The 19541-nt window shown below is 70.0% G+C and carries 16 protein-coding genes; 9 read left to right on the top strand and 7 right to left on the bottom strand.

Annotation, left to right across the window (positions count from 1 at the left end; all coding sequences use genetic code 11):
- The first annotated feature begins 34 nt into the window (after window positions 1-34).
- The 6 genes from AORI_RS54580 (at window position 35) to AORI_RS54555 (ending at window position 7720) form a co-directional block, all read left to right on the top strand.
- Window positions 35-301, top strand: a complete 267-nt coding sequence (locus tag AORI_RS54580) for an HPr family phosphocarrier protein (RefSeq protein WP_007031200.1) — start codon at window positions 35-37, stop codon at window positions 299-301.
- A gap of 234 nt (window positions 302-535) precedes the next feature.
- On the top strand, window positions 536-1360 hold the full coding sequence (locus tag AORI_RS54575; RefSeq protein ID WP_016333078.1) for a serine hydrolase domain-containing protein: 825 nt from the start codon (window positions 536-538) through the stop codon (window positions 1358-1360).
- A 438-nt stretch (window positions 1361-1798) separates the two neighbouring features.
- Window positions 1799-2818: an iron ABC transporter substrate-binding protein gene (locus AORI_RS54570; RefSeq protein ID WP_016333077.1), complete on the top strand. Its 1020-nt coding sequence runs from the start codon at window positions 1799-1801 to the stop codon at window positions 2816-2818.
- Window positions 2819-2880: 62 nt separating this feature from the next.
- Window positions 2881-4320, top strand: coding sequence for an ABC transporter permease (locus AORI_RS54565; protein WP_016333076.1), 1440 nt, complete (start codon window positions 2881-2883; stop codon window positions 4318-4320).
- Window positions 4317-5333 (top strand): ABC transporter ATP-binding protein, encoded by a 1017-nt coding sequence (locus AORI_RS54560; RefSeq protein ID WP_016333075.1) that lies wholly within the window; start codon window positions 4317-4319, stop codon window positions 5331-5333. The genes AORI_RS54565 and AORI_RS54560 overlap by 4 nt, the downstream gene beginning before the upstream one ends.
- The gene (locus AORI_RS54555) at window positions 5330-7720 is read left to right on the top strand and encodes an AMP-binding protein (RefSeq protein WP_016333074.1); all 2391 of its coding nucleotides are present in this window, start codon (window positions 5330-5332) and stop codon (window positions 7718-7720) included. Before AORI_RS54560 ends, AORI_RS54555 begins: the two co-directional genes overlap by 4 nt.
- Here the strand turns inward: AORI_RS54555 and AORI_RS54550 are convergent.
- The gene (locus AORI_RS54550) at window positions 7710-8651 is read right to left on the bottom strand and encodes a D-2-hydroxyacid dehydrogenase family protein (RefSeq protein WP_016333073.1); all 942 of its coding nucleotides are present in this window, start codon (window positions 8649-8651) and stop codon (window positions 7710-7712) included. The two genes, AORI_RS54555 and AORI_RS54550, sit on opposite strands and share 11 nt — an antisense overlap.
- A gap of 92 nt (window positions 8652-8743) precedes the next feature.
- Between AORI_RS54550 and AORI_RS54545 the strand changes: the two genes are divergently transcribed.
- Window positions 8744-9373 (top strand): maleylpyruvate isomerase family mycothiol-dependent enzyme, encoded by a 630-nt coding sequence (locus AORI_RS54545; protein WP_016333072.1) that lies wholly within the window; start codon window positions 8744-8746, stop codon window positions 9371-9373.
- A gap of 3 nt (window positions 9374-9376) precedes the next feature.
- Here AORI_RS54545 and AORI_RS54540 read toward each other — a convergent pair whose 3' ends face one another.
- The gene (locus AORI_RS54540) at window positions 9377-10576 is read right to left on the bottom strand and encodes an endonuclease/exonuclease/phosphatase family protein (protein WP_016333071.1); all 1200 of its coding nucleotides are present in this window, start codon (window positions 10574-10576) and stop codon (window positions 9377-9379) included.
- 139 nt (window positions 10577-10715) lie between these two features.
- Here AORI_RS54540 and AORI_RS54535 point away from each other — a divergent pair, with 139 nt between their 5' ends.
- Both AORI_RS54535 and AORI_RS54530 read left to right on the top strand, forming a co-directional pair.
- Window positions 10716-11138 (top strand): hypothetical protein, encoded by a 423-nt coding sequence (locus tag AORI_RS54535; protein WP_016333070.1) that lies wholly within the window; start codon window positions 10716-10718, stop codon window positions 11136-11138.
- Between the two features lie 17 nt (window positions 11139-11155).
- Entirely contained in the window at window positions 11156-11824 is a 669-nt protein-coding gene (locus tag AORI_RS54530; protein WP_043848726.1) for a TetR/AcrR family transcriptional regulator, read from the top strand.
- Between the two features lie 259 nt (window positions 11825-12083).
- On the opposite strand, the gene AORI_RS54525 is transcribed toward AORI_RS54530, so the two are convergent.
- The 5 genes from AORI_RS54525 to alaS all read right to left on the bottom strand — a co-directional run bounded on the left by AORI_RS54525 (window position 12084) and on the right by alaS (window position 19519).
- Entirely contained in the window at window positions 12084-13337 is a 1254-nt protein-coding gene (locus AORI_RS54525) for a GrpB family protein (RefSeq protein ID WP_016333068.1), read from the bottom strand.
- Window positions 13338-13722: 385 nt separating this feature from the next.
- Window positions 13723-14580, bottom strand: a complete 858-nt coding sequence (locus AORI_RS54520) for a shikimate dehydrogenase (protein WP_016333067.1) — start codon at window positions 14578-14580, stop codon at window positions 13723-13725.
- Complete coding sequence (mltG, locus tag AORI_RS54515; RefSeq protein ID WP_016333066.1) at window positions 14567-16012, bottom strand: endolytic transglycosylase MltG; 1446 nt, start codon at window positions 16010-16012, stop codon at window positions 14567-14569. The genes AORI_RS54520 and mltG overlap by 14 nt, the downstream gene beginning before the upstream one ends.
- Window positions 16013-16359: 347 nt before the next feature.
- Entirely contained in the window at window positions 16360-16863 is a 504-nt protein-coding gene (ruvX, locus tag AORI_RS54510) for a Holliday junction resolvase RuvX (protein WP_043848020.1), read from the bottom strand.
- Complete coding sequence (gene alaS, locus AORI_RS54505) at window positions 16856-19519, bottom strand: alanine--tRNA ligase (RefSeq protein ID WP_016333064.1); 2664 nt, start codon at window positions 19517-19519, stop codon at window positions 16856-16858. The genes ruvX and alaS overlap by 8 nt, the downstream gene beginning before the upstream one ends.
- Between the last annotated feature and the right edge of the window lie 22 nt (window positions 19520-19541).

The following is a 19541-nucleotide window of genomic DNA, read 5'->3' as shown; positions in this document are numbered from 1 at the left end:
CTCAGCAGAACCAAAGGCACGAAAGGGAAAGAACATGCCGGAGAAACGCGTCACCGTGGCCAGCAAGGTGGGCCTGCACGCCAGGCCCGCGGCGACGGTCGCCAAGGCGGCCGCGGCGCAGCCCGTCGCGGTGCACATCGCCAAGGCGGGCGGTGACCCGGTCGCGGCCGGCAGCGTGCTGAACCTGATGACGCTCGCCGCCGGTTACGGCGACGAGGTCATCATCAGTGCCGAGGGTGAGGGGGCCGAGGCGGCCGTCGACGCCATCGCCGAGCTGGTGGCGACCGACCTCGACGCCTGATCCCGATCCCTGCCGTCCGTGGTGAACCCGCGACCGCGATCGACGTCGGCAGGGCGCCACCTGATCATCCACGTCACGGATGTGGACGAGGCGCCCTGCCACCGCGATAGCGGGGCCTTCGGCCGGGGCGGGTCCACGCGTACGGTCGCTTGAGTGGTAGATCTCCAGCTCCGCCCCCGACCTCTGCGAAGCCCGGGCCGCCCCGACCGGCCCGGGCTTCGTAGGGTGTTGGGCATGGAAAGCGTGCGCAGGATCGAACAGTGGCCGGTGGACAACGCCGCCACGGCCGTGGTGACCGCCGCCGGTGACGTGCTGGGCACGCACGGCGACCCGACGAAGGTGTACCGGCTGGCGTCGGTGACCAAACCCCTCACGGCCTACGCTACGCTGATCGCCATCGAAGAGGGCGTCGTCGAACTCGACACCCCCGCCGGGCCGGAGGGCTCCACGATCCGGCATCTGCTCGCGCACACCTCGGGCCTGGCCTTCAACGAGCACAAGCCGATGGCCGCGCCCGGCAACCGGCGCCTGTACTCCAACGCCGGCTTCGAACAGCTCGCCGACGCGCTCACCGAGCATTCCGGCATCCCCTTCGCCGACTATCAGGCGGAAGCGCTTTTCCAGCCGCTGGGCATGAAGTCGACCAAGCTGACCGGCTCCCCCGCTTCGGGCGCGGAGTCCACTGTGGACGACCTGGTCGCGTTCGCCGCCGAACTGCAGGCTCCGAAGCTCATCGCGGCTGAGACGGTGCGCGAGGCGACTTCCGTGGTTTTCCCCGGGCTTTCCGGTGTCCTGCCCGGCTTCGGCCACCAGAAGCCGAACGACTGGGGCCTCGGCTTCGAGATCCGCGACCACAAGAGTCCACATTGGACCGGCGCGGCGAGCTCGCCGCGGACCTTCGGCCACTTCGGGCAGTCGGGCACCTTCCTCTGGGTCGATCCCGACGCCGGCGCGGCCTGCGTCGCGCTCACCGACCGCGCCTTCGGCCCGTGGGCGGCCGAGGTCTGGCCGCCGTACACCGACGCCGTGCTGGCCGAGCTGGGTGAACGCGACGGGTGACCGGATGGCCCGGTGGGTCGTGAGTGGCGTTTCGGGTTGGAACCAAGGGTGCTTCACCAGCAACCACAACAGTCATAACGGCAGCGCGTGAAGGCCCCCTTCCTTGCTCCTGGCGCAAGGAAGGGTGGCGATTCGGTCAGAGCCAACCGTGTCCTCTGTACCCATCCGGTCCAAAGTCCGTGAAGGCCTCCTTGAGGGACTCTGAGTCCCTCAAGGCGGCCTTCACGGACTGGGCACACAGGCGCGGCGTGAGCAAAGACGTGACTCGCGTGAGTGCGGCCTGGCTGGGCAAATAACCAACCTGAAACCCGGCCACCACCCGAGCGGGTGACGTGACCGAGGTTGCATCACGCAATGGCCACAATGCCTTGTCAGTCCATTAGGTGAGCTTTACCTTAGCCGCGACACAACCGTGGGGGCTGATCGAAGGAGGACCCCGTGGCTGTGGTCCGGGTAGCCGTCGTCCTGTTCGTCGCGGCGTTGCTGGCGACTTCCGTCGCAGCCTGCGACAGCGCGGAGGAATCCGACGCGCTGGTGATCTACTCCGGACGCAACAAGGAGCTCGTCGGCGGGCTCCTCGACCGGCTGAAGCAGGCCACCGGGACCCCCGTCGAAGTGCGCTACGGCGGCAGCGGCGAGATGGCCGCGCAGCTGCTCGAAGAGGGTGAGCGGACCCAGGCGGACGTCTTCTTCGCCCAGGACGCGGGCGCGCTCGGCGCGGTCGCGGGCCAGGGCAGGCTCGCCACTCTCCCCGGCGACGTCCTGGGCCTGGTGCCCGCCGGGTATCGCGCCGACGACGGCCGCTGGGTCGCCACCTCGGCCCGGGTGCGGGTCGTGGCCTACGACCCGCGCGCGGTCGCCGAAGCCGACCTGCCGAAGAGCCTCGACGACATCGTCGACCCGAAGTGGAAGGGCAGGCTGGGGTTCGCCCCGACCAACGGCTCCTGGCAGGCGTTCGTGACGTCGGTCCGGGTCCTCAAGGGCGAGGACTTCGCCCGCGACTGGCTGCGCAAGTTCGCCGCGAACGACCCGAAGCGGTTCGACAACAACGTCGCGATCCTCAACGCCGTCAACGACGGCCAGCTTCCCGCCGGGTTGATCAACCACTACTACTGGTACGCCAAGGTCGCCGAGGCGGGCGCCGGCGCGGTGCGGGCGAAGCTGCACTACGTCCACGGCGGTGACCCTCTCGGCCTGGTGAACGTCGCCGGGGCCGGTGTCGTGGAAGGGACAGACCGCCAGGAAGCCGCGCTGAAGGCCGTCCGGTTCCTGCTTTCCGAGGAGGCGCAACGGCACTTCGCCGACGTCACCGCGGAGTACCCGGCCGTCCCGGCGGTGAAGGCGTCGAAGCACCGGTTGCCTCCGCTCACCGAGTTGCACGGTCCCGACATCGATCTCTCCAAGCTGTCGTCGCTTCAGCAGACCGTCGCGCTGCTTCAGGAAACGGGCCTGTCCTGAAAGGCGTCTTCCGGGCCGCCCCCGCACTGACGACGCTCGGTGTCCTGGTCGCGGCCGCGGCGGTGACGCCGCTCGGCTACCTCGCGGTCCGCTCGTTCGACCGCGGGGCGGACGAGGTGTGGCGGGTCCTGTGGCGGTCCCGCACCTTCGACCTCGCCGCGCGCAGTGTCGCGCTGGCGGCCGCGGTCACCGCGGCCTGCCTGGTCCTCGGCGTGCTCACCGCGTGGCTCGTCGTGCGCAGCGACCTGCCGGGACGCCGGTCCGCCGGGATCCTCCTGGTGCTGCCGCTGGCCGTGCCGTCGTACGTCGCCGGGTTCACCTGGCTGGCGCTGGCCCCCGGGCTGACCGGGTTCTGGGGCGCCTTCCTGGTGCTGACGCTGGTGTCGTACCCGTATGTCCTGCTTCCCGTCGCGGCGGCACTGCGCACCGCGGATCCGGCGGTCGAAGAGGTCGCGCGGTCGCTGGGCCGCACGAGCACGCGGACGTTCTTCTCGGTGACCCTGCGCCAGATCCGGCCCGCGGCCACCGCGGGCGGGCTGCTGGTCGCGCTGTACGTGCTGAGCGATTTCGGCGCGGTGTCGCTGATGCGGTTCGAGGCGTTCACCCTCGGCATCTACACCAGCTATCGCGGCACCTTCGACCGGACGCCCGCCGCCATCCTCGGCTGCGTCCTGGTCGTCCTCGCGATCCTGCTGACCGTCGGCGAACGGCGCGCGCGGGGCCAGACCGGAGGCCGAGGGGATCGCGAGCCCGTCCGCGTTCCGCTGGGCGGGGCGAAGATCCCGGCGGTGGCAGGGACGGCGGCGGTGCTCCTGCTCGCCCTCGGCGTGCCGGTGGCCAGCCTCGTCCGATGGCTGGCCGCGGGCAGTTCGGCCGCGGGCGGCGATCTGCTTTCGACAGCCGGGAACACCGTGGCGGTGGCGGCCTCCGGCGCGCTCCTCACCATCGTGTTCGCCCTGCCGGTCGGGATCCTCGCGGCACGGCAACGGGGACCGCTCGTCCGCGGGATGGAGCTGGCGAGCTTCGCCGGGCACGCGCTGCCGGGTATCACGGTCGGACTGGCGCTGGTGTTCTTCGGGATCCGCGTGCTGCCGGAGCTCTATCAGACGACGTCGATGCTGGCCTTCGCCTACGCGGTGCTCTTCCTCCCGCTGGCGGTGAGCGCGGTGCGGACCGCCGTCGCGCACGCGCCACCGGTACTGGAAGACGTCTCACGGTCGCTCGGGAGGGGCCGCTCGGCCACCCGTCTGCTAGTCACCGTGCCGCTGGCGGCTCCGGGCATCTTGGCAGGCGCGGCGCTCGTCTTCCTGACCTGCGCCAAGGAACTGCCCGCGACCCTGCTGCTCCGGCCGACCGGGGTGGACACGCTGGCCACCGAACTGTGGACCAAGACCGAGATCGGCGCCTACGCCGCGGCCGCGCCCTACGCGGCGGTCCTGCTGGTGGTGGCGGCCGTCCCGGCCGTCGTCCTCGACCGGTTCCTGCGAGGAGTGACGCGATGAGCGGCTTGGACGTGAAGGGCCTGATCGCCGGGTACGGACCGGAACCGGTGCTGCGCGGGCTGGATCTGCGGGTTCCCGAGGGCGGGCTCGTGGCGGTGCTCGGCCCGTCCGGCTGCGGGAAGACGACCCTGCTGCGGGTGCTCGCCGGGTTCCATCCGGTCCGCGACGGCGAGGTGCGCCTCGGCGGCAGGCTGCTCGCCGGCGGAGCCGCGCACGTGCCGCCGGAGCGGCGCGGCATCGGGATCGTGCCGCAGGAGGGCGCCCTGTTCCCGCATCTGAGCGTCGCGGGCAACGTGGGTTTCGGCTTGTCCCGCGCCGGACGGCGCGACGGCCGGATCGGCGAACTCCTCGCTCTGGTCGGGCTTTCCGGTTACGAGGCGAGGAAACCCGGTGAACTGTCCGGCGGGCAGCAACGCCGGGTCGCGCTCGCCCGCGCGCTCGCGCCGAGGCCGGGTGTCGTGCTGATGGACGAGCCTTTCTCGTCACTCGACGCCGGTCTGCGCGACGAACTCCGGGTGGACGTGCGCGCGGCGCTGCGCGCGTTCGGCGCGACGGCGTTGCTCGTGACGCACGACCAGGAGGAGGCGCTCGGCATGGCCGATCTGGTCGCCGTGCTGCGCGACGGTGTCGTCGCCCAACTCGGGACACCGCAAGAGATCTACGCCCGGCCCGCCGATCTCGGTGTCGCGCTCTTCGTCGGCGAGGCGGTCACTTTCCCCGGGCACGCGGAAAACGGGACGGTGGACACACCGCTGGGCAGGCTTCCCGTCCAGGGCAGCGGCGGCGGAACCGTTCTGCTGCGCCCGGAACAACTGCACGCCGGTGCCGACGGCGTGCCGGCCACAGTGGACGATGTCCGGTTCCACGGGCACGACGCCACCGTTTCGCTGCGGCTCGCCGGAGGCGAGCGGGTGCGCCAACGTGTCCAAGGACCGCTCGGGATCTCCCCCGGCGACGAGGTCCGCGTGCGGGTGTCCGGCCCTGCCTTGTTCTTCGCCGGGGAGCCGGCATGACCAGAGCGGCCGATCTCGGCTTCCTCGGCGATCTGGCGGTCCACGGCGACCGGACCGCGCTGATCGACCCGGACGGCTCGGCGCTGACCTATCGGGACCTGGACCGGCGAGTGTCCACTGTGGCCGATCGGCTCGGCCCGGTACGCAGGCTGGTGCTGCTGGCCGCCGCCAACGACGTCGACACCCTGGTGGCCTACCTCGCGGCGCTCCGCGGCGGACATCCCGTGCTGCTGGTCCCCCGCGGCCAGGCGGGCACGCTGATGGAGAGCTACGATCCGGACGTCGTCATCGACGGCGGCCTGATCGAGCGGCGGCCGGGCACCGCGCACGAACTGCATCCCGAGCTGGCGCTGCTGCTCTCCACCTCGGGATCCACCGGCTCCCCCAAACTGGTGCGCCTGTCGGCCGAAAGCCTGCGGGCCAACGCCGCCGCCATCGCCGAGTACCTCGACATCCGGGCCGACGACCGCGCCGTCGCCGCGCTGCCGCTGTCCTACTGCTACGGGCTTTCCGTGGTGAACAGCAACCTCCTGCGCGGCGCGTGCCTGCTGCTGACCGAGCGGTCCGTCCTCGATCCCGCGTTCTGGACGCTGGTGAAGGACCGGCGCGCGACGAGCCTGCATGGTGTCCCGCACACCTTCGCCCTGCTCGACCGGGCCGGGTTCGATCGGCTCGAACTGCCCGATCTCCGCTATGTCACGCAGGCGGGTGGCCGGCTCGATCCCGCGAAGGTGGCCGGGTACGCCGAACTCGGGAAGCGGCGCGGCTGGCGGTTCTTCGTGATGTACGGCCAGACCGAGGCCACCGCCCGGATGGCCTATCTGCCGCCGGAGCTGGCGAGCACACACCCCGCCGCGATCGGCCTGCCCGTCCCGGGCGGTGAGTTCGGTCTCGCCGACGACGGGGAGCTAATCTATCGCGGTCCGAACGTGATGCTCGGCTACGCGCACACCCCCGCGGACCTTGCTTTGGGCCGGACGGTCCACGAACTCCCGACCGGCGACCTCGGGCGGCGGAACCCGGCGGGGCTGTACGAGGTGACCGGCCGCAAGAGCCGCTTCGTCAAGCCGTTCGGGCTGCGAGTCGACCTCGACCGGGTGGAACGTCTCCTCGCCGAGGCCGGGATCGAGGCGGTGGCCGCGGGTGACGACACCCGGGTGGTGGTCGCCGTCCACCGGTCCGCGGAGCGGGCGGCCGCCCTCGTCCGCGCCCGGTTCGGCCTGCCGCCGTCGAGCGTCGTCGTCCGCCGCATGCGCGAATTCCCGTTGCTGCCCAACGGAAAACCCGACTACCGGGCCATCGCCGCGGCGGGGGAACCGGCGAGCGCGGAGCCTGGATCCGTACGCCAGGCGTTCGCCGCCGTCTTCGGCCGCCGCGACATCCCCGGTGACGCGACCTTCGTCGGGCTGGGCGGCGATTCCCTTTCCTACGTCAGGATGTCGATCGCGCTGGAACGTGTGCTCGGACGGCTTCCCGACGACTGGCCGGACACGCCGGTCTCGGAACTCGAGCGTCTGCGCGCGACGCCCTCGCGGTGGGCGACGCTGGAGACCAACGTCCTCCTGCGCGCACTGGCGATCGTCTTCATCGTGGGCACGCATATGGAGCTGTTCACCGTCCACGGCGGCGCACATCTTCTGCTGATCGTGGCTGGCTGGAACTTCGCCCGGTTCGTGCTGCCCGGCACCGCGACGCGGATCGCCCGCGCCGCACTGCCGATCGCCGTGCCCGCGGTCGCCTGGCTCGGTTACCGGCTCGCCGTCACCGACGACGTGTCGTGGACGAATGTGCTGCTGATCAACAACTTCACCCTCACCGGCGCATACGGGTACTGGTTCGTCGAAGTCCTCGTGCACGCGTTCTTGGCGCTGTCACTGGTGTTCGCGATCCCGGCCGTGCGCCGTGCCGAGCGGGATCACGGGTTCGCCACGGCACTGGTCGCGCTCGGCGCCGGGCTCCTGCTCCGGGTGAGTCTCGGCGAGGCGCCGTCGTTCCCCGAACTGCACTGGACGACCCTCGGCACGGTCTGGTTCTTCGCGCTCGGCTGGCTCGCCCACAAGGCGCGCACGGGCACGCAGCGGGCCGTCGTGCTGGCGTTCGGTTTCCTGCTCGTCCCCGGGATGGTCGGCGACCCGCTGTGGGAGGCCGTGGTGCTGGGCGGGCTGGTGCTGGTGCTGTTCCAGGTCCGCGTCCCGGTGCCGGGTGTGGCGGTCGGCGCGCTCGGGCTGCTCGCGAGCGCTTCGCTCTACATCTATCTGACGCATTGGACGGTCTTCCCCGCCCTCCTCCCGCATCTTCCGGCGCCGGTCGTGCTGGCGCTCAGCCTGGCGGCGGGCACGGCCGTGTGGTGGCTCGTGCAGCTCGCCACACGCAGGCTCACTCCATGACGCGGATCGGTGAACCCGCCTGGAAGGCCGCGATGTCCTCGACCGCGTCGCGATAGAAGATCTCGTAGGCCTCACGGGTGACGTAGCCGATGTGCGGGGTGAGCACGACGTTGTCCAGCGTCCGCAACGGATGCTCCGACGGCAACGGCTCCACGTCATAGACGTCCAGCGCGGCGACCGCGATCTCCTTGCGGCGCAGGGCGTCCACCAGCGCGGCTTCGTCGACGATCGGCCCGCGCGAGGTGTTGACCAGCATCGCCGTCGGCTTCATCGCGGCGAGTTCGGACGCGCCGACCAGCCCGCGGCTGCGGTCGCCGAGCACGAGGTGGATCGACAGGACGTCCGCGCGGGCGAACAGTTCGTCCTTCGACACCGCGGTCACCCCGTGCGGGTCGGCCTTCTCCTGGGTCAGGTTCGGGCTCCACGCGATGGTCTCCATCCCGAACGCCTGGCCGACCTTGGCCGCGCCCGCCCCGAGCCTGCCGAGCCCGAGCAGGCCGAGCGTCTTGCCGGACAGGATCGTGCCGACGGTGGTCTGCCAGCCACCGTCGCGCATGTTCCGCGACTCCACCGGCACGTTCCGGGCGGCGGCGAGGATCAGCGCCCAGGTGTGCTCGGCCGCGGGGGCCGCGATGTACCCGGTGGACGAGACGACCACGCCGTTGCGCCGGGCGGCGGCCACGTCGATCGCGGCGTTGCGGTGGCCGGTGCTCACCAGCAGCTTGAGCGCGGGCAGCCGGTCGAGGACCTCGGCGGGGAAGCGGGTTCGTTCGCGCATCGCCACCACGACGTCGAAGTCACGCAGGCGGCCCACCACGTCGGCGGGATCCGCGAACGGCTTCGTGAACACCTCGATCTCGGCGCCGAGGGAATCCCAGTCCCCGAAACCGAGCGCCACGTCCTGGTAGTCGTCGAGAATCGCGATCTTCATACCCTCAGGCTAGTTCAGCTCTTTCGAAGAACCCGAACGGCGAGGCCTGTGGTTCCATGGCGGCGAAGTGTGTCTCCGAGCGGAGGAGCGGGATGGACGACGGCGGGATCCTGGCCTGGACCGAGACCGAACGGCGGAGCTTCGCGGATCTGCTGGAGAGCCTCGACGAGCAGGACTGGTCGGCGAAGACGCTGTGTACGGAGTGGACGGTCCGCGCGATGGCCGGCCATCTCGCGCAGACCACCAGGAACCGGCTTAAGGACACCCTCGTCGGCATCGTGAAGGCCAAGGGCGACTGGGATCGGATGAACACCGACCAGGCCATCGCCTACGGCGCGCGGTTCTCCCCCGCCGAACTCGTCGCCCAGATCCGCGAGGACGCCGGCTCGGCCCGCCGTTCGCCCGGCGCCAAACCGATCGACCCGCTCGCCGACGTGCTCATTCACGGCCAGGACGTCGCCCGCCCGCTCGGTATCGCCCGGCCGATGCCGGAGGAGCCCGCCATCGCGGCGCTGGAGCACCTGCTCGTCAGCCCGTTCTGGGGCGCGAAAAAACGCTGCAAGGGTCTCCGGCTGATCGCCACCGACGCCGGGTGGGCCGGTGGGACGGGCCCCGAGGAGGTCCGGGGCCCGCTCGTCGACCTGCTGCTGTCCGTGAGCGGCCGGAGCGCCGGGCTGGCCACCTTGACCGGCCCGGGCGCGGCGCTGCTCGGCTCCCGCTGAGTCCTACCAGCGAGGAACGAACACGTCGACACGCACCAGGTGGTGGTCCGAAGCGTCGTTGAGCCGGGCCAGCGGTGACTCGGGCAGCGGCCAGAAGACCTCGGCACGCCAGGGGATCAGGCCCTTCGACGGCAGGACGTAGTCGATCCGCAGGTTCCCCGGCGCCTTGTCGTTGAAGTCGCCGGTGTCGTGGTACGGGTCGCCCTTCTGGCCGATGTTGGCGCCCGCCTGGTCCTGAGCGGCCCGTACACCGCCTTCGCTGCCCGGCCTGGTCTCGATGACGCGAGGCGCGTTCAGCAGGCGTGAGATGGCGCCCGGGACGCTGTCGCCGTCGAGCGGGTCGGAGTTGTGGTCGCCGGCGACGACGAACTTCTCGTGCGCGCCCAGCCCGCCGCGGCGGCCGCGGTCGTCGTGGATGTAGCGGCCCTTGCCCGGGGTCACGTAGTCCGCCCAGAAGCGGATCTCGTCGTTGTTGCGGGTGCCGTTGCGGTCTTCGGGACCGTCGAAGGTGGGCGGCGTCGGGTGCGCGGCCAGGAAGTGCACGGTCGAGCGGCCGATCCGGATCGGAACGTCCCAATGGGACTTCGACGACAGGCGCAGTACGTCGAGCGCCTGCGGCGAGTACCAGTCGTTCGGCGCCGCGGTGGCCGGGTCGTCCGGCAGCAGCGCGCCCGGCATGTCCTTCCAGAGGAATTTCTGGAACGTCCGCACGCCGTCGGTGTCGATCGGGTACCTGGACAGCACGAGCATGCCGTACTGGCCCTCGAAGAGGCCGAAGCCGTGCGCGTCGCTGCCGCCGCCGACCTTGCCGTCGCGGTCGAGGTCGAAGCCGGTCGCGACGCCGGTGTTCGAGGGCGCGGTGAAGGCGTACGGGTAGTCGATCGGGGCGGCGCCGTTCTGGCCGCGCTTCAGGTAGTTCTCGCGGAACAGGTCCGCGGCGCGGTTGCCGGGCACGTAGTCGAACTCGTTGATCAGCAGCACGTCGGGCCGGTTGCGCTGGATCACTTCGGCGACCTCGTTCGCCTGCGCGTTGCCCGGCTGCGACAGATCGGTCACGAGCTGGCCGGCGGCTCCGCGGTTGAGCGAAGCGTTGTACGTCGCGAAGCGGACGTTCTTCCCGACGGCGGCTTCCGCCGGTGTGGCGGCCAGCAGCGTGCCGGCCAGCAAGGCGCCCGACGTGAGCACGGCGGCGATGCGTTTCACGGTCTTACCTCCAGAGTTCGAGGCGACCTTACGCATCCCTCGTGGCCGGTGGGGTGAGGTTCAGGTGAACAGCGTCTCTTGAACGCGTTCAAAATCTGGGCTACGGTTCTTCTTGAACACGTTCAAAAAGGAGGTCCCCATGCAACCCGTAGTCGTGGCCTACGCCCTCTACCTGGCCGTCACCGTTCCGTTGACCGTGCTGGTCGCCCGCACGCTGAGCAAGCACGGCAAGACGTTCCTCGAAGACGTCTTCCCGGACAACCCAGCGCTGGCGCAATCGGTGAACCAGCTGCTCGTCGTCGGGTTCTACCTGGTCAGCCTGGGTTTCGTGACCCTGTTCCTGACCAGCGACGACACCGTCCTCGACGCGCGCGACGTCTTCGAGATGCTGTCGGTGAAGGTCGGCACCGTGGCGCTCGTGCTCGGCGTGATGCACGTCGGGAACGTGCTGGTGTTCAACGGGATCCGGCGCAAGCACCTCAACCACGCCGCCGAACGGCCCGCGCCGGTGCCGCCGCCCTACCCCGGCTACCCGGCGCCCGCTCCGCACCCGGCGCCCTGACCGGATAACGTGCAGTGGTGGCGAAGAGTGAGGAAACCAGGTCACTGATCGTGGCGACCGCGTTGCGGCTGTTCGCCGAGAACGGCTACGACCGCACGACCATGCGGGCCATCGCCGCGGAAGCGGGCGTCTCGGTCGGGAACGCCTACTACTACTTCGCCTCGAAAGACCAGCTGATCCAGGGTTTCTACGACGAGATCGCGAAGGCGCACCTGACGTCCGCGCGTCAAGCGATCGAAGGTGAGCGGGACTTCAGCGCGCGGCTCAAGACCGTCCTGCTCACCTGGCTCGACGTCGCCGAGCCGTATCACCGCTTCGGCACCCAGTTCTTCGTCAACGCCGCCGACCCGGACTCTCCGCTGAGCCCGTTCAGCGAGGAGTCTTCGCCGGCCCGTGACGCCTCCGTCGGCCTGATGCGCGACGTCATCGCCGACTCCGACGTCAAACTCGACCCGGACCTGCGCGACGACCTGCCGGATCTGCTGTGGCTGTATCAGATGGGGGTCGTGCTGTTCTGGGTCCACGACCGGTCCGCCGGGCAGAAACGCAGCCGGATCCTGGTGGAGCGGACGGTGCCGCTGATCGCACGGCTGGTGGGGCTTTCGCGGTTGCGGGTGCTGCGGCCGGTCAGCCGGGAGATCGTTTCGCTGATCCGGGACCTTTCCAAGCGGGACGACATCGCTTGACGCGCGTTTAGTCCTCTGAATGCCGCTGGGGCCGCCCCAAGACGGCAGAGCCGGCCAGAGCGACAGCCTCCGAGGACGCGTTGTCCGATTGACACCTCCGCACGGTTTCCGGGTCGCGAGTGTCCACAAGGGACACTTTTAGCGGCAAAGTGCCTGATTTGGTCGTTTTGCGCAGGGGTCGTGAGTGATTCGGGTGGTTCTAACCCTCATTAGCACTCACGACCCCGCACGAAACGCCCGAATCGGGCACCCTGACGAGTCAGGGCTCCCGGACGGTCCGGAAGTACAGGAACCGCGGCTCGGTCCGCAGCTTCGCGTACCACTTCGGGTCCGATTCGGCGACCGCCTCGTCCGGCATCGGCTCGACCAGCCTGTCGACGGCGAACCCGGCGTCCCGCACCGCGCCGAACGTCCAGCTCAACGGCCGCCGGTAGAACCGCACCCGCTGTCCGGCCGGGAACTCGTCCTCCAGCAGTTCGAGCTGGAAGTAGTTCCGCTTGCCGAACCACCGCCAGTCCTCGCCCGGATGATGCACCGAGAACACCAGCAGCCCGCCGGGTTTGAGCACCCGCCGGAACTCCGCCAGCGCCGGGCCCCACTCCTTCAGGTAGTGCAGCACCAGCGACGCCGTGATGACGTCGATCGACGCGTCCTCCACAAAGGACATCGGCCGCGAGACGTCCGCCGTCTCGAAGCGGGCGACGTGCCCGAACTTCTCCCTGGCGACGGCGACCATCCCCGAACTCGCGTCGACGCCGAGGACGTCCGCGCCCTTCTCGGCGAGCAGGGCGCTGAGGTGTCCCGCCGCGCTGCCGACGTCCAGCACCCGTTTGCCCGCCACGTCCCCGGCCAGCTCCACGATGGCGGGACGGTCGTAGTGGGCGTTGGTGGTACTGGTTTCGGCGTGCGCCGCGTAGAGCCGCGCGAAGCCGTCGTACTGGGCCGCGCGCGCCCGCTCGATGATCTCGTCGATCACCTCGTTCTTGGCGTCGGCGTAGTGCTGGATGTACTTCCAGGTGCGCGACGCCAGTTCGCGTTTCTTGGCCTCGTAGAGCTTCAGCTCGTCCTCGTGCGCGATGAGACGGTCACGGAAGAGGCGGTAGCGCTCGGTCTGGCCGTTGTCCGGCGAGTAGACGTGCAGGTTGACGTTCGTGTCCGGGCCTTTGAAGCAGCGGTGCTTCTCCCAGTCCGGCTCGCGGATGACGAGCTTGTAGCCCTCGGCCTCCAGCTGCGGCACGTAGGCGTCTTCGTCGTCCGAATCCGCGACGATCAGCATGATGTCGATGATCGGTTTCGCGCACAGTCCCGGCACCGACGTGGAGCCGACGTGCTCCAGGACCAGCGCGCGTTCCCCCAGGATCCCCCTGATGCGCTTGGCTTCCCGGTCGAACAGCTCGGGCCACTCCGGGTCGTATTCGGCCAGGGTGACGGTGGAATTCAGTACCGGAGCCTCATCGACCCACGAGTTGTTGATGTCTTCTTCGGTGTAGTGGTCTCGATCGGGTTTGGGCATCGACCCCTCGTTCCTTCCTCAGCACTCTTCGCGAGCTCTGCGCGCGACGCGATCACGTCGCCAGGGCGCGAGTAGGAACAAGACGTCCCGTCCCCCATCAAGAGCGCCCTGCCGCCGAGATCGCGGGGCCGTTCGGCCAGGGGCGCGCGCGGTGGTCACCTGGTTGCCGCGACGCCCCTCTCGAGGCAGTCGGCCAGATTATCGAACCAGCGCGATCTTGTCAGGCGCTTTCACCGAAGAAAGTTTCCGCTCACCAGTCCGTGAATGTCTGCTTGGCGCAGGTTTGGGCGGTTTTTGCTGATGTGCGTGGGCTGAAGGCTCCCTTCGCCGCATCTGATGCGGTGAAGGGAGCCTTCAGCCCACGCCGGGCCGTGCGGGTGTCCGCTCAGCCGATCGGCAGAGCAAGGATCCCGCCGGTCGCCTCGCGCAGCGCGTCCCGCATCTCCGCCCGCGGCGCCGGCTGCCCGGTGAAATACTCGGACTGCCCGAAAGCCTGATGCAGCAACATGTCCAGTCCGGTCGCGAGCCGGCCGCCCCGCTCGGCGACGGCTTCGGCGAGCGCGGTCGGCCAGGGGTGGTAGATGACGTCGAGAACGCATCCGATCCCGGACAGCTCCGCCAGATGCGGCCGGACGGCGTCCGGGGGCACGGTGTTCACCAGCACCGCCGAATCCGCCGCGAGCTTCCCGAAGTCGGCCTCGGCCCAGCGCAGGACCTCGACGTCGAGACCGGCCCGCTGAGCCGCCTCGACCGTTTCCGCCGCCCGCGCCGGATCCCGCACGACGAGCCGGACCGTCCGCACGCCGAGCGAGGCCAGCCCGACGACGGCCGCGGCGGCCGTCCCGCCCGCACCGAGTACGACGGCGGCGTCGTCGGCACCGGGCGAGTACTCCCCCGCGATCCGCAACGCCTCGGTGACCCCGTCGACGTCGGTGCAGTCCGCCAGCCAGCCGGTTTCCCGGCGCACCAGCGTGTTCGCCGCACCGACCGCCGCCGCACGCGGCGTGACCTCGCCGGCGTACTCCAGCGCGGCCCGTTTCCCGGGCATCGTCACCGACAGCCCGGCCCACTCCGGGCCGAGGCCGTCGACGAACGCGGGCAACCCGGGACCGTCCATCTCGACCCGCTCGTAGGTCCAGCCGTCCAGGCCCAGCGCGCGGAAGGCGGCGCCGTGCAGCACGGGCGAGAGCGAGTGTTCGACCGGTTTCCCGAGGATCGCGGCCTTGCGGCTAGTAGACACCACGTTTCTGCGCGTCCAACCTGTTCTTGTTGTGCTCGTCGTTCGTCACCGCGAAGCACGAGAGCCCGTTCTTCTCGCACTTGACGAAGAAGATCCACTCGCCCGCGGCCGGCTTCAGCGCGGCCTGGATCGCCTCGGCGCTCGGGACGGCGATCGGCGTCGGTGGCAGGCCGACGGATTTGTACGTGTTGTACGCGCCCGCTTTTTCCCGTTCCTCGGGTTTGGTGAGCAGGGTCGGCCGGTCGAGGACGTAGTTGACCGTCGAGTCCATCTCGAGCCGCATCTTCTCGTCGATCCGGTTGTAGATGACCCGCGAGATCTTCCCGAAGTCGGCCTTCACCGCCTCGCGTTCGACGATCGATGCGATGATCAGCGTCTCGTACGGCGACTTGCCCTCGCCCTTCGACTGCTCGCTCAGCCCGGCGTTGAGGATCCGGTCCGCCGACGCCTTCACGACGTAGGTGAGCAGTTCTTCGGCCGTCCAGCCGGGTTTGATGTTGTAGATACCCGGGGCGATCAGTCCTTCGAGGCGCCGGTCCTTGTGCTCCGCCTTCGTGGCCGGCTCGACGGCCCACGCCGGGACGCCCAGTTTCGCCAGATCCGCCGTCTCGATCGTCTTGCGCAGTTCCTCGACCGGGAGACAGGTGCTCGTGCCGTTCAAGTCGGCGCAGGAAGCCTTGGACAGCAACGTGTACACCCCGGGTGTGACCTTGCCGTCGGGCTGGGTGATGTCGTGGAACTGGGTGTACGGCCGGATCTCGACCTGGCCGACCTTCGACGCGGGAGCGATCATCTTCTCGACCGCGCTGGCCCCGGACATCTTCGTCTTCATGACGTAGTAGCCCTGCTGGAGCCGCGAGACGGCGGTGTTGTCCTCGCCCGCCTTCACGAACGCCTTGCCGCTGGCGACCACCCCGGCCGCCTGGAGCCGGTTGCCGATCGCCGACGTCGAGTCGCCCTTCTCCACCTGGACGAGTACGTCGCTCTCGCCGGTGCCCTCGTAGTCTTCGTAGCCGAAGATTTCGGTGAAGCCGTAGTAGGCGCCGCCGGCGAGCAGGACGAGCACCGTCAGCGCGGCGATCCAGCCCAGCGCGCGCTTCTTCTTGCGCTTCTTGGGCGGCGGTCCCTGACGTTCCGAGCGCTCGTCCTCGATGCGCTCCGGCTCGGCACGGTCCTCGTCGTCGTAGTCCTCGTAATCCTCGTAGTCGTCGTACTCGTCATAGTCGTCGTACGCGTCGTCGCCGAAGATCTCGTTGTACTCCTCTTCGCTGCCCTGAGGCGGCGAAGAGGGAGCCGCGCCGGGACGCCGTGCCAGCGGCGCCTCCTGGATCGCGGGGAGGACGTCGGTCGGCCGCTCGTCCGGGAGCGGGCCGTCGTCCTCGTGGCGCCTGCGGCGGCCGGGACGGGGCGCCTCGTCCTGGGCATAGGCGGGCATGCCAAGACCCCGGTCACCCGGCTGGGGGGACCGCCGCTGCGGCGCGGGAGGTGGCGGCGGGACCGCCTGTTCCGGAGCCCGCCTGGCCGGGGCCGGACGCGGTGCCCGGGGCGGCGGCTCGTCGGCGGCGCGCCGGGCACGCGGTGGTGGCTCTTCCGGCGACCGGCGGGCACGCGGCGGTTCCTCCGCCGGACGCCGTACGGGCGGTTCTTCCCGGATGTGCCGTCGTCCCGTCGGCTGGGGTTCGGGCCGTCGACGCGGCGGGGCCGGTGGCTGAATGGCCTCCTCAGGCTCCCGCAACCGTCGTCTACCGCCCTGACGGCGTTCGGGCCGGCCGTGGGGCTCGGTCATGTATCGCCCTTCCGTGCGCGATGTGCCGCTACCGCGTCGATCCACGCCTGCAGGATCTCGACCGCGGCCGCCTGATCGACGACGGCACGTTGCTTACGTCCCTTCACCCCACGCTGCGACAGCATCCTGGATGCCGTCACCGTGGTCAACCGCTCGTCGGCCAGTCGCACCGGTACCGGGGCGATCCTGGCGGCGAGCTTTCCGGCGTAGTCGAGTGCCGCCTCGGCCGCGGGGCCGTGACGGTCCTTGAGCGTCCTCGGCAAGCCGACGACGACTTCGACCACGTCGTGTTCCGTGACGAGTTCGACGAGCTGGTCGACGTCCTTGTCGCCCGCCGCGTCGCGAGTGAGGGTAACGAGCGGGCTCGCGAGGATGGGGTCGGGATCGCTGAGCGCGATCCCGACCCGGACGGATCCGACATCCACCCCGAGCCGCCTGCCGCGCCCCGGATCGGACTCCCCTGGCCGATCCGGGCGCCGCTGAGGGGCGTCGTCAGCCAACTTGGGCGACCGCCGCGCGCAGGGAGGCGATGGCCTGGTCGGCCCCGGCCGGGTTGGTGCCCCCACCCTGTGCCATGTCCGGCTTGCCGCCGCCACGGCCGCCGATCGCCTCGGCGAACGACGGGACGAGCTTGCCCGCCGCGACGCCCTTCTGTTGCGCCGCCTTCGTGGTGGCGACGACGAAGGCGACCTTTTCGCCCTGCGGGGCGAACAGCGCGACGATGCCGGGCCGGTCGCCGAGCCTGCCGCGGATGTCCGAAGCCAGCGCGCGCAGACCGTTCGAGTCGACGCCTTCGCCGAGCTTCTCCGCGACGACCGCGATCCCGCCGATGTCCTCGGCCTTGTCCGCGAGCGAGCCCGCCGAGCCGAGCACCTGCTGCGTGCGCAGCTGCTCGATCTCCTTCTCGGCGTTCTTGAGCCGGGTGAGCACGTCGTCGATCCGCGACGGCAGCTGCTCCGAGGGCACCTTGAAGGTGTTCGCGAGCTGCGAGACGAGCAGCTGCTCCTTGCGGACGTACTTGAGCGCGTCCGTGCCGACGAGCGCCTCGACGCGGTGCACGCCGGAACCGATGGACGAGTCGCCCACGAGCTTCACCAGGCCGAGCTGGCCGATGCGGTCGACGTGGGTGCCACCGCAGAGTTCGCGGGAGTACTCGCCCATGTCGACGACGCGGACGTCGTTGCCGTACTTCTCGCCGAACAGCGCGACCGCGCCCAGTTCGAGGGCCTTGTCCTTCGTGGTGACGAAGGTGTTCACCTCGACGTTGGTCTGGAGGTAGTCGTTGACCTCCTCCTCGACCTCGGTGAGCACGTCGGCCGACACCCCGCCGGAGGTGGTGAAGTCGAAGCGCATCCGGCCCGGCGAGTTCAGCGAACCGGCCTGCGCCGCGCGCTTGCCGTACGCGCCGCGCACGGCGGCGTGCACGAGGTGCGTCGCGGAGTGCGACCGCTCGATCGACAGGCGGCGGTGCTGGTCGACCGAACCGGTCAGCGCACTGCCGATGCCGATCTCGCCGTCGAGCACCTCGACGCGGTGCACGAACAGGCCCGGCACGATCTTCTGCACGTCGTGGACCTTGAGCTCGACGCCGTCGCCGAGCAGCACGCCGGTGTCGGCGACCTGGCCACCGCTCTCGGCGTAGAACGGCGTGCGGTCCAGGACCAGCTCCGCCTTCTTGCCCGCGCCGACGCGGGAGACCGGCACGCCGTCTTCCAGCAGCGCGACGACCTTCGCCTCGGCCTGCAGGTCGGTGTAGCCGAGGAACTCGGTCTCGCCGTGCTGCTCCAGCACCTTGCGGTACTCGGACAGGTCGCCGTGACCGGTCTTGCGCGACGCCGCGTCGGCCTTCGCGCGCTGCCGCTGCTCGTTCATGAGCGTGCGGAAGCCCTCTTCGTCGACGGTCAGGCCCTGCTCGGACGCCATCTCCAGGGTCAGGTCGATCGGGAAGCCATAGGTGTCGTGCAGCTGGAACGCCTTGTCCCCGGCCAGCAGCGAACCGCCGGACCGCTTGGTCTCCTCGGCCGCGAGGTCGAAGATGCGCGAACCGCTGGTGAGCGTGGAGAGGAAGGCCTCCTCCTCGACGCGCACGACGTCCTCGATGCGGTCGAACCCGGAGACCAGCTCGGGGTACGTCGGGCCCATAGTGTCGCGGACGACCGCGGCGAAGGCGGGCAGCACCGGCTCGTGCACGCCGAGCAGGCGCGCGGAGCGGATGATGCGGCGCAGCAGGCGGCGCAGCACGTAGCCGCGGCCGTCGTTGCCCGGGGTGACGCCGTCGCCGATGAGCAGCACGCCGGTGCGGGCGTGGTCGGCGATGACGCGGAAGCGGACGTCGTCGGTGTGGTCGGAGCCGTAACGGCGGCCGGAGAACTCCTCGGCGCGGCCGATCACCGGGCGGACGAGGTCGGTCTCGTAGACGTTCTCGACACCCTGCAGGATCGTCGCCACGCGCTCGACGCCCATGCCGGTGTCGATGTTCTTCTTCGGCAGCTCGCCGATCGGCTTGTGGCCGTGCTTCGGGCTCTTGTCGCCCCGCACGTCCTGCATGAAGACGAGGTTCCAGATCTCGATGTAGCGGTCCTCGTCGGCGACCGGGCCGCCCTCGCGGCCGTAGTCCGGCCCGCGGTCGTAGTAGATCTCCGAGCAGGGGCCACCGGGACCGGGCACGCCCATGTCCCAGTAGTTGTCCTTGCCGTCACGGGACTGGATGCGCTCGCCGGGCAGGCCGGTGAGCTTCTTCCACAGGCCGGCGGCCTCGGAGTCGTCCTCGTAGACGGTCGCCCAGATCCGGTTCGGGTCGAGGCCGTAGCCACCCTCGCTCTGGGGCTTGGTGATCAGCTCCCAGGCCGCCTCGATGGCGCCTTCCTTGAAGTAGTCGCCGAAGGAGAAGTTCCCGGCCATCTGGAAGAAGGTGTTGTGCCGCGTGGTCTTGCCGACCTCGTCGATGTCCGGCGTGCGGACGCATTTCTGGACACTGGTCGCGCGCGGGTACGGCGGCGGGGCCTCGCCGAGGAAGTACGGCTTGAACTGGACCATGCCGGCGTTGACGAACAGCAGGTTCGGGTCGTCGAGGATCAGCGGCGCGCTGGGGACGCGCGTATGTCCCTTGTTCTCGAAATGGCTCAGAAAACGCTGGGTGATTTCGTGTGTTTCCACGGGATCGTCCTTGTATACGGGC

This window comes from Amycolatopsis keratiniphila (assembly GCF_000400635.2).
In the GTDB taxonomy this organism is placed as follows: Bacteria; Actinomycetota; Actinomycetes; order Mycobacteriales; family Pseudonocardiaceae; genus Amycolatopsis; species Amycolatopsis keratiniphila.
The sequence above is the reverse complement of the archived record's forward strand: the minus strand, read 5'-3'. Positions and strand labels throughout refer to the sequence as shown.

Excerpts from the sequence above, each read along its gene's own strand:
- AORI_RS54580 (WP_007031200.1), top strand. The coding sequence starts at position 35 with ATGCCGGAGAAACGCGTCACCGTGGCCAGCAAGGTGGGCCTGCACGCC.
- AORI_RS54575 (WP_016333078.1), top strand. The coding sequence starts at position 536 with ATGGAAAGCGTGCGCAGGATCGAACAGTGGCCGGTGGACAACGCCGCC.
- AORI_RS54560 (WP_016333075.1), top strand. The coding sequence starts at position 4,317 with ATGAGCGGCTTGGACGTGAAGGGCCTGATCGCCGGGTACGGACCGGAA.
- AORI_RS54555 (WP_016333074.1), top strand. The coding sequence starts at position 5,330 with ATGACCAGAGCGGCCGATCTCGGCTTCCTCGGCGATCTGGCGGTCCAC.
- AORI_RS54550 (WP_016333073.1), bottom strand. The coding sequence starts at position 8,651 with ATGAAGATCGCGATTCTCGACGACTACCAGGACGTGGCGCTCGGTTTC.
- AORI_RS54545 (WP_016333072.1), top strand. The coding sequence starts at position 8,744 with ATGGACGACGGCGGGATCCTGGCCTGGACCGAGACCGAACGGCGGAGC.
- AORI_RS54535 (WP_016333070.1), top strand. The coding sequence starts at position 10,716 with ATGCAACCCGTAGTCGTGGCCTACGCCCTCTACCTGGCCGTCACCGTT.
- AORI_RS54525 (WP_016333068.1), bottom strand. The coding sequence starts at position 13,337 with ATGCCCAAACCCGATCGAGACCACTACACCGAAGAAGACATCAACAAC.
- mltG (WP_016333066.1), bottom strand. The coding sequence starts at position 16,012 with ATGCCCGCCTATGCCCAGGACGAGGCGCCCCGTCCCGGCCGCCGCAGG.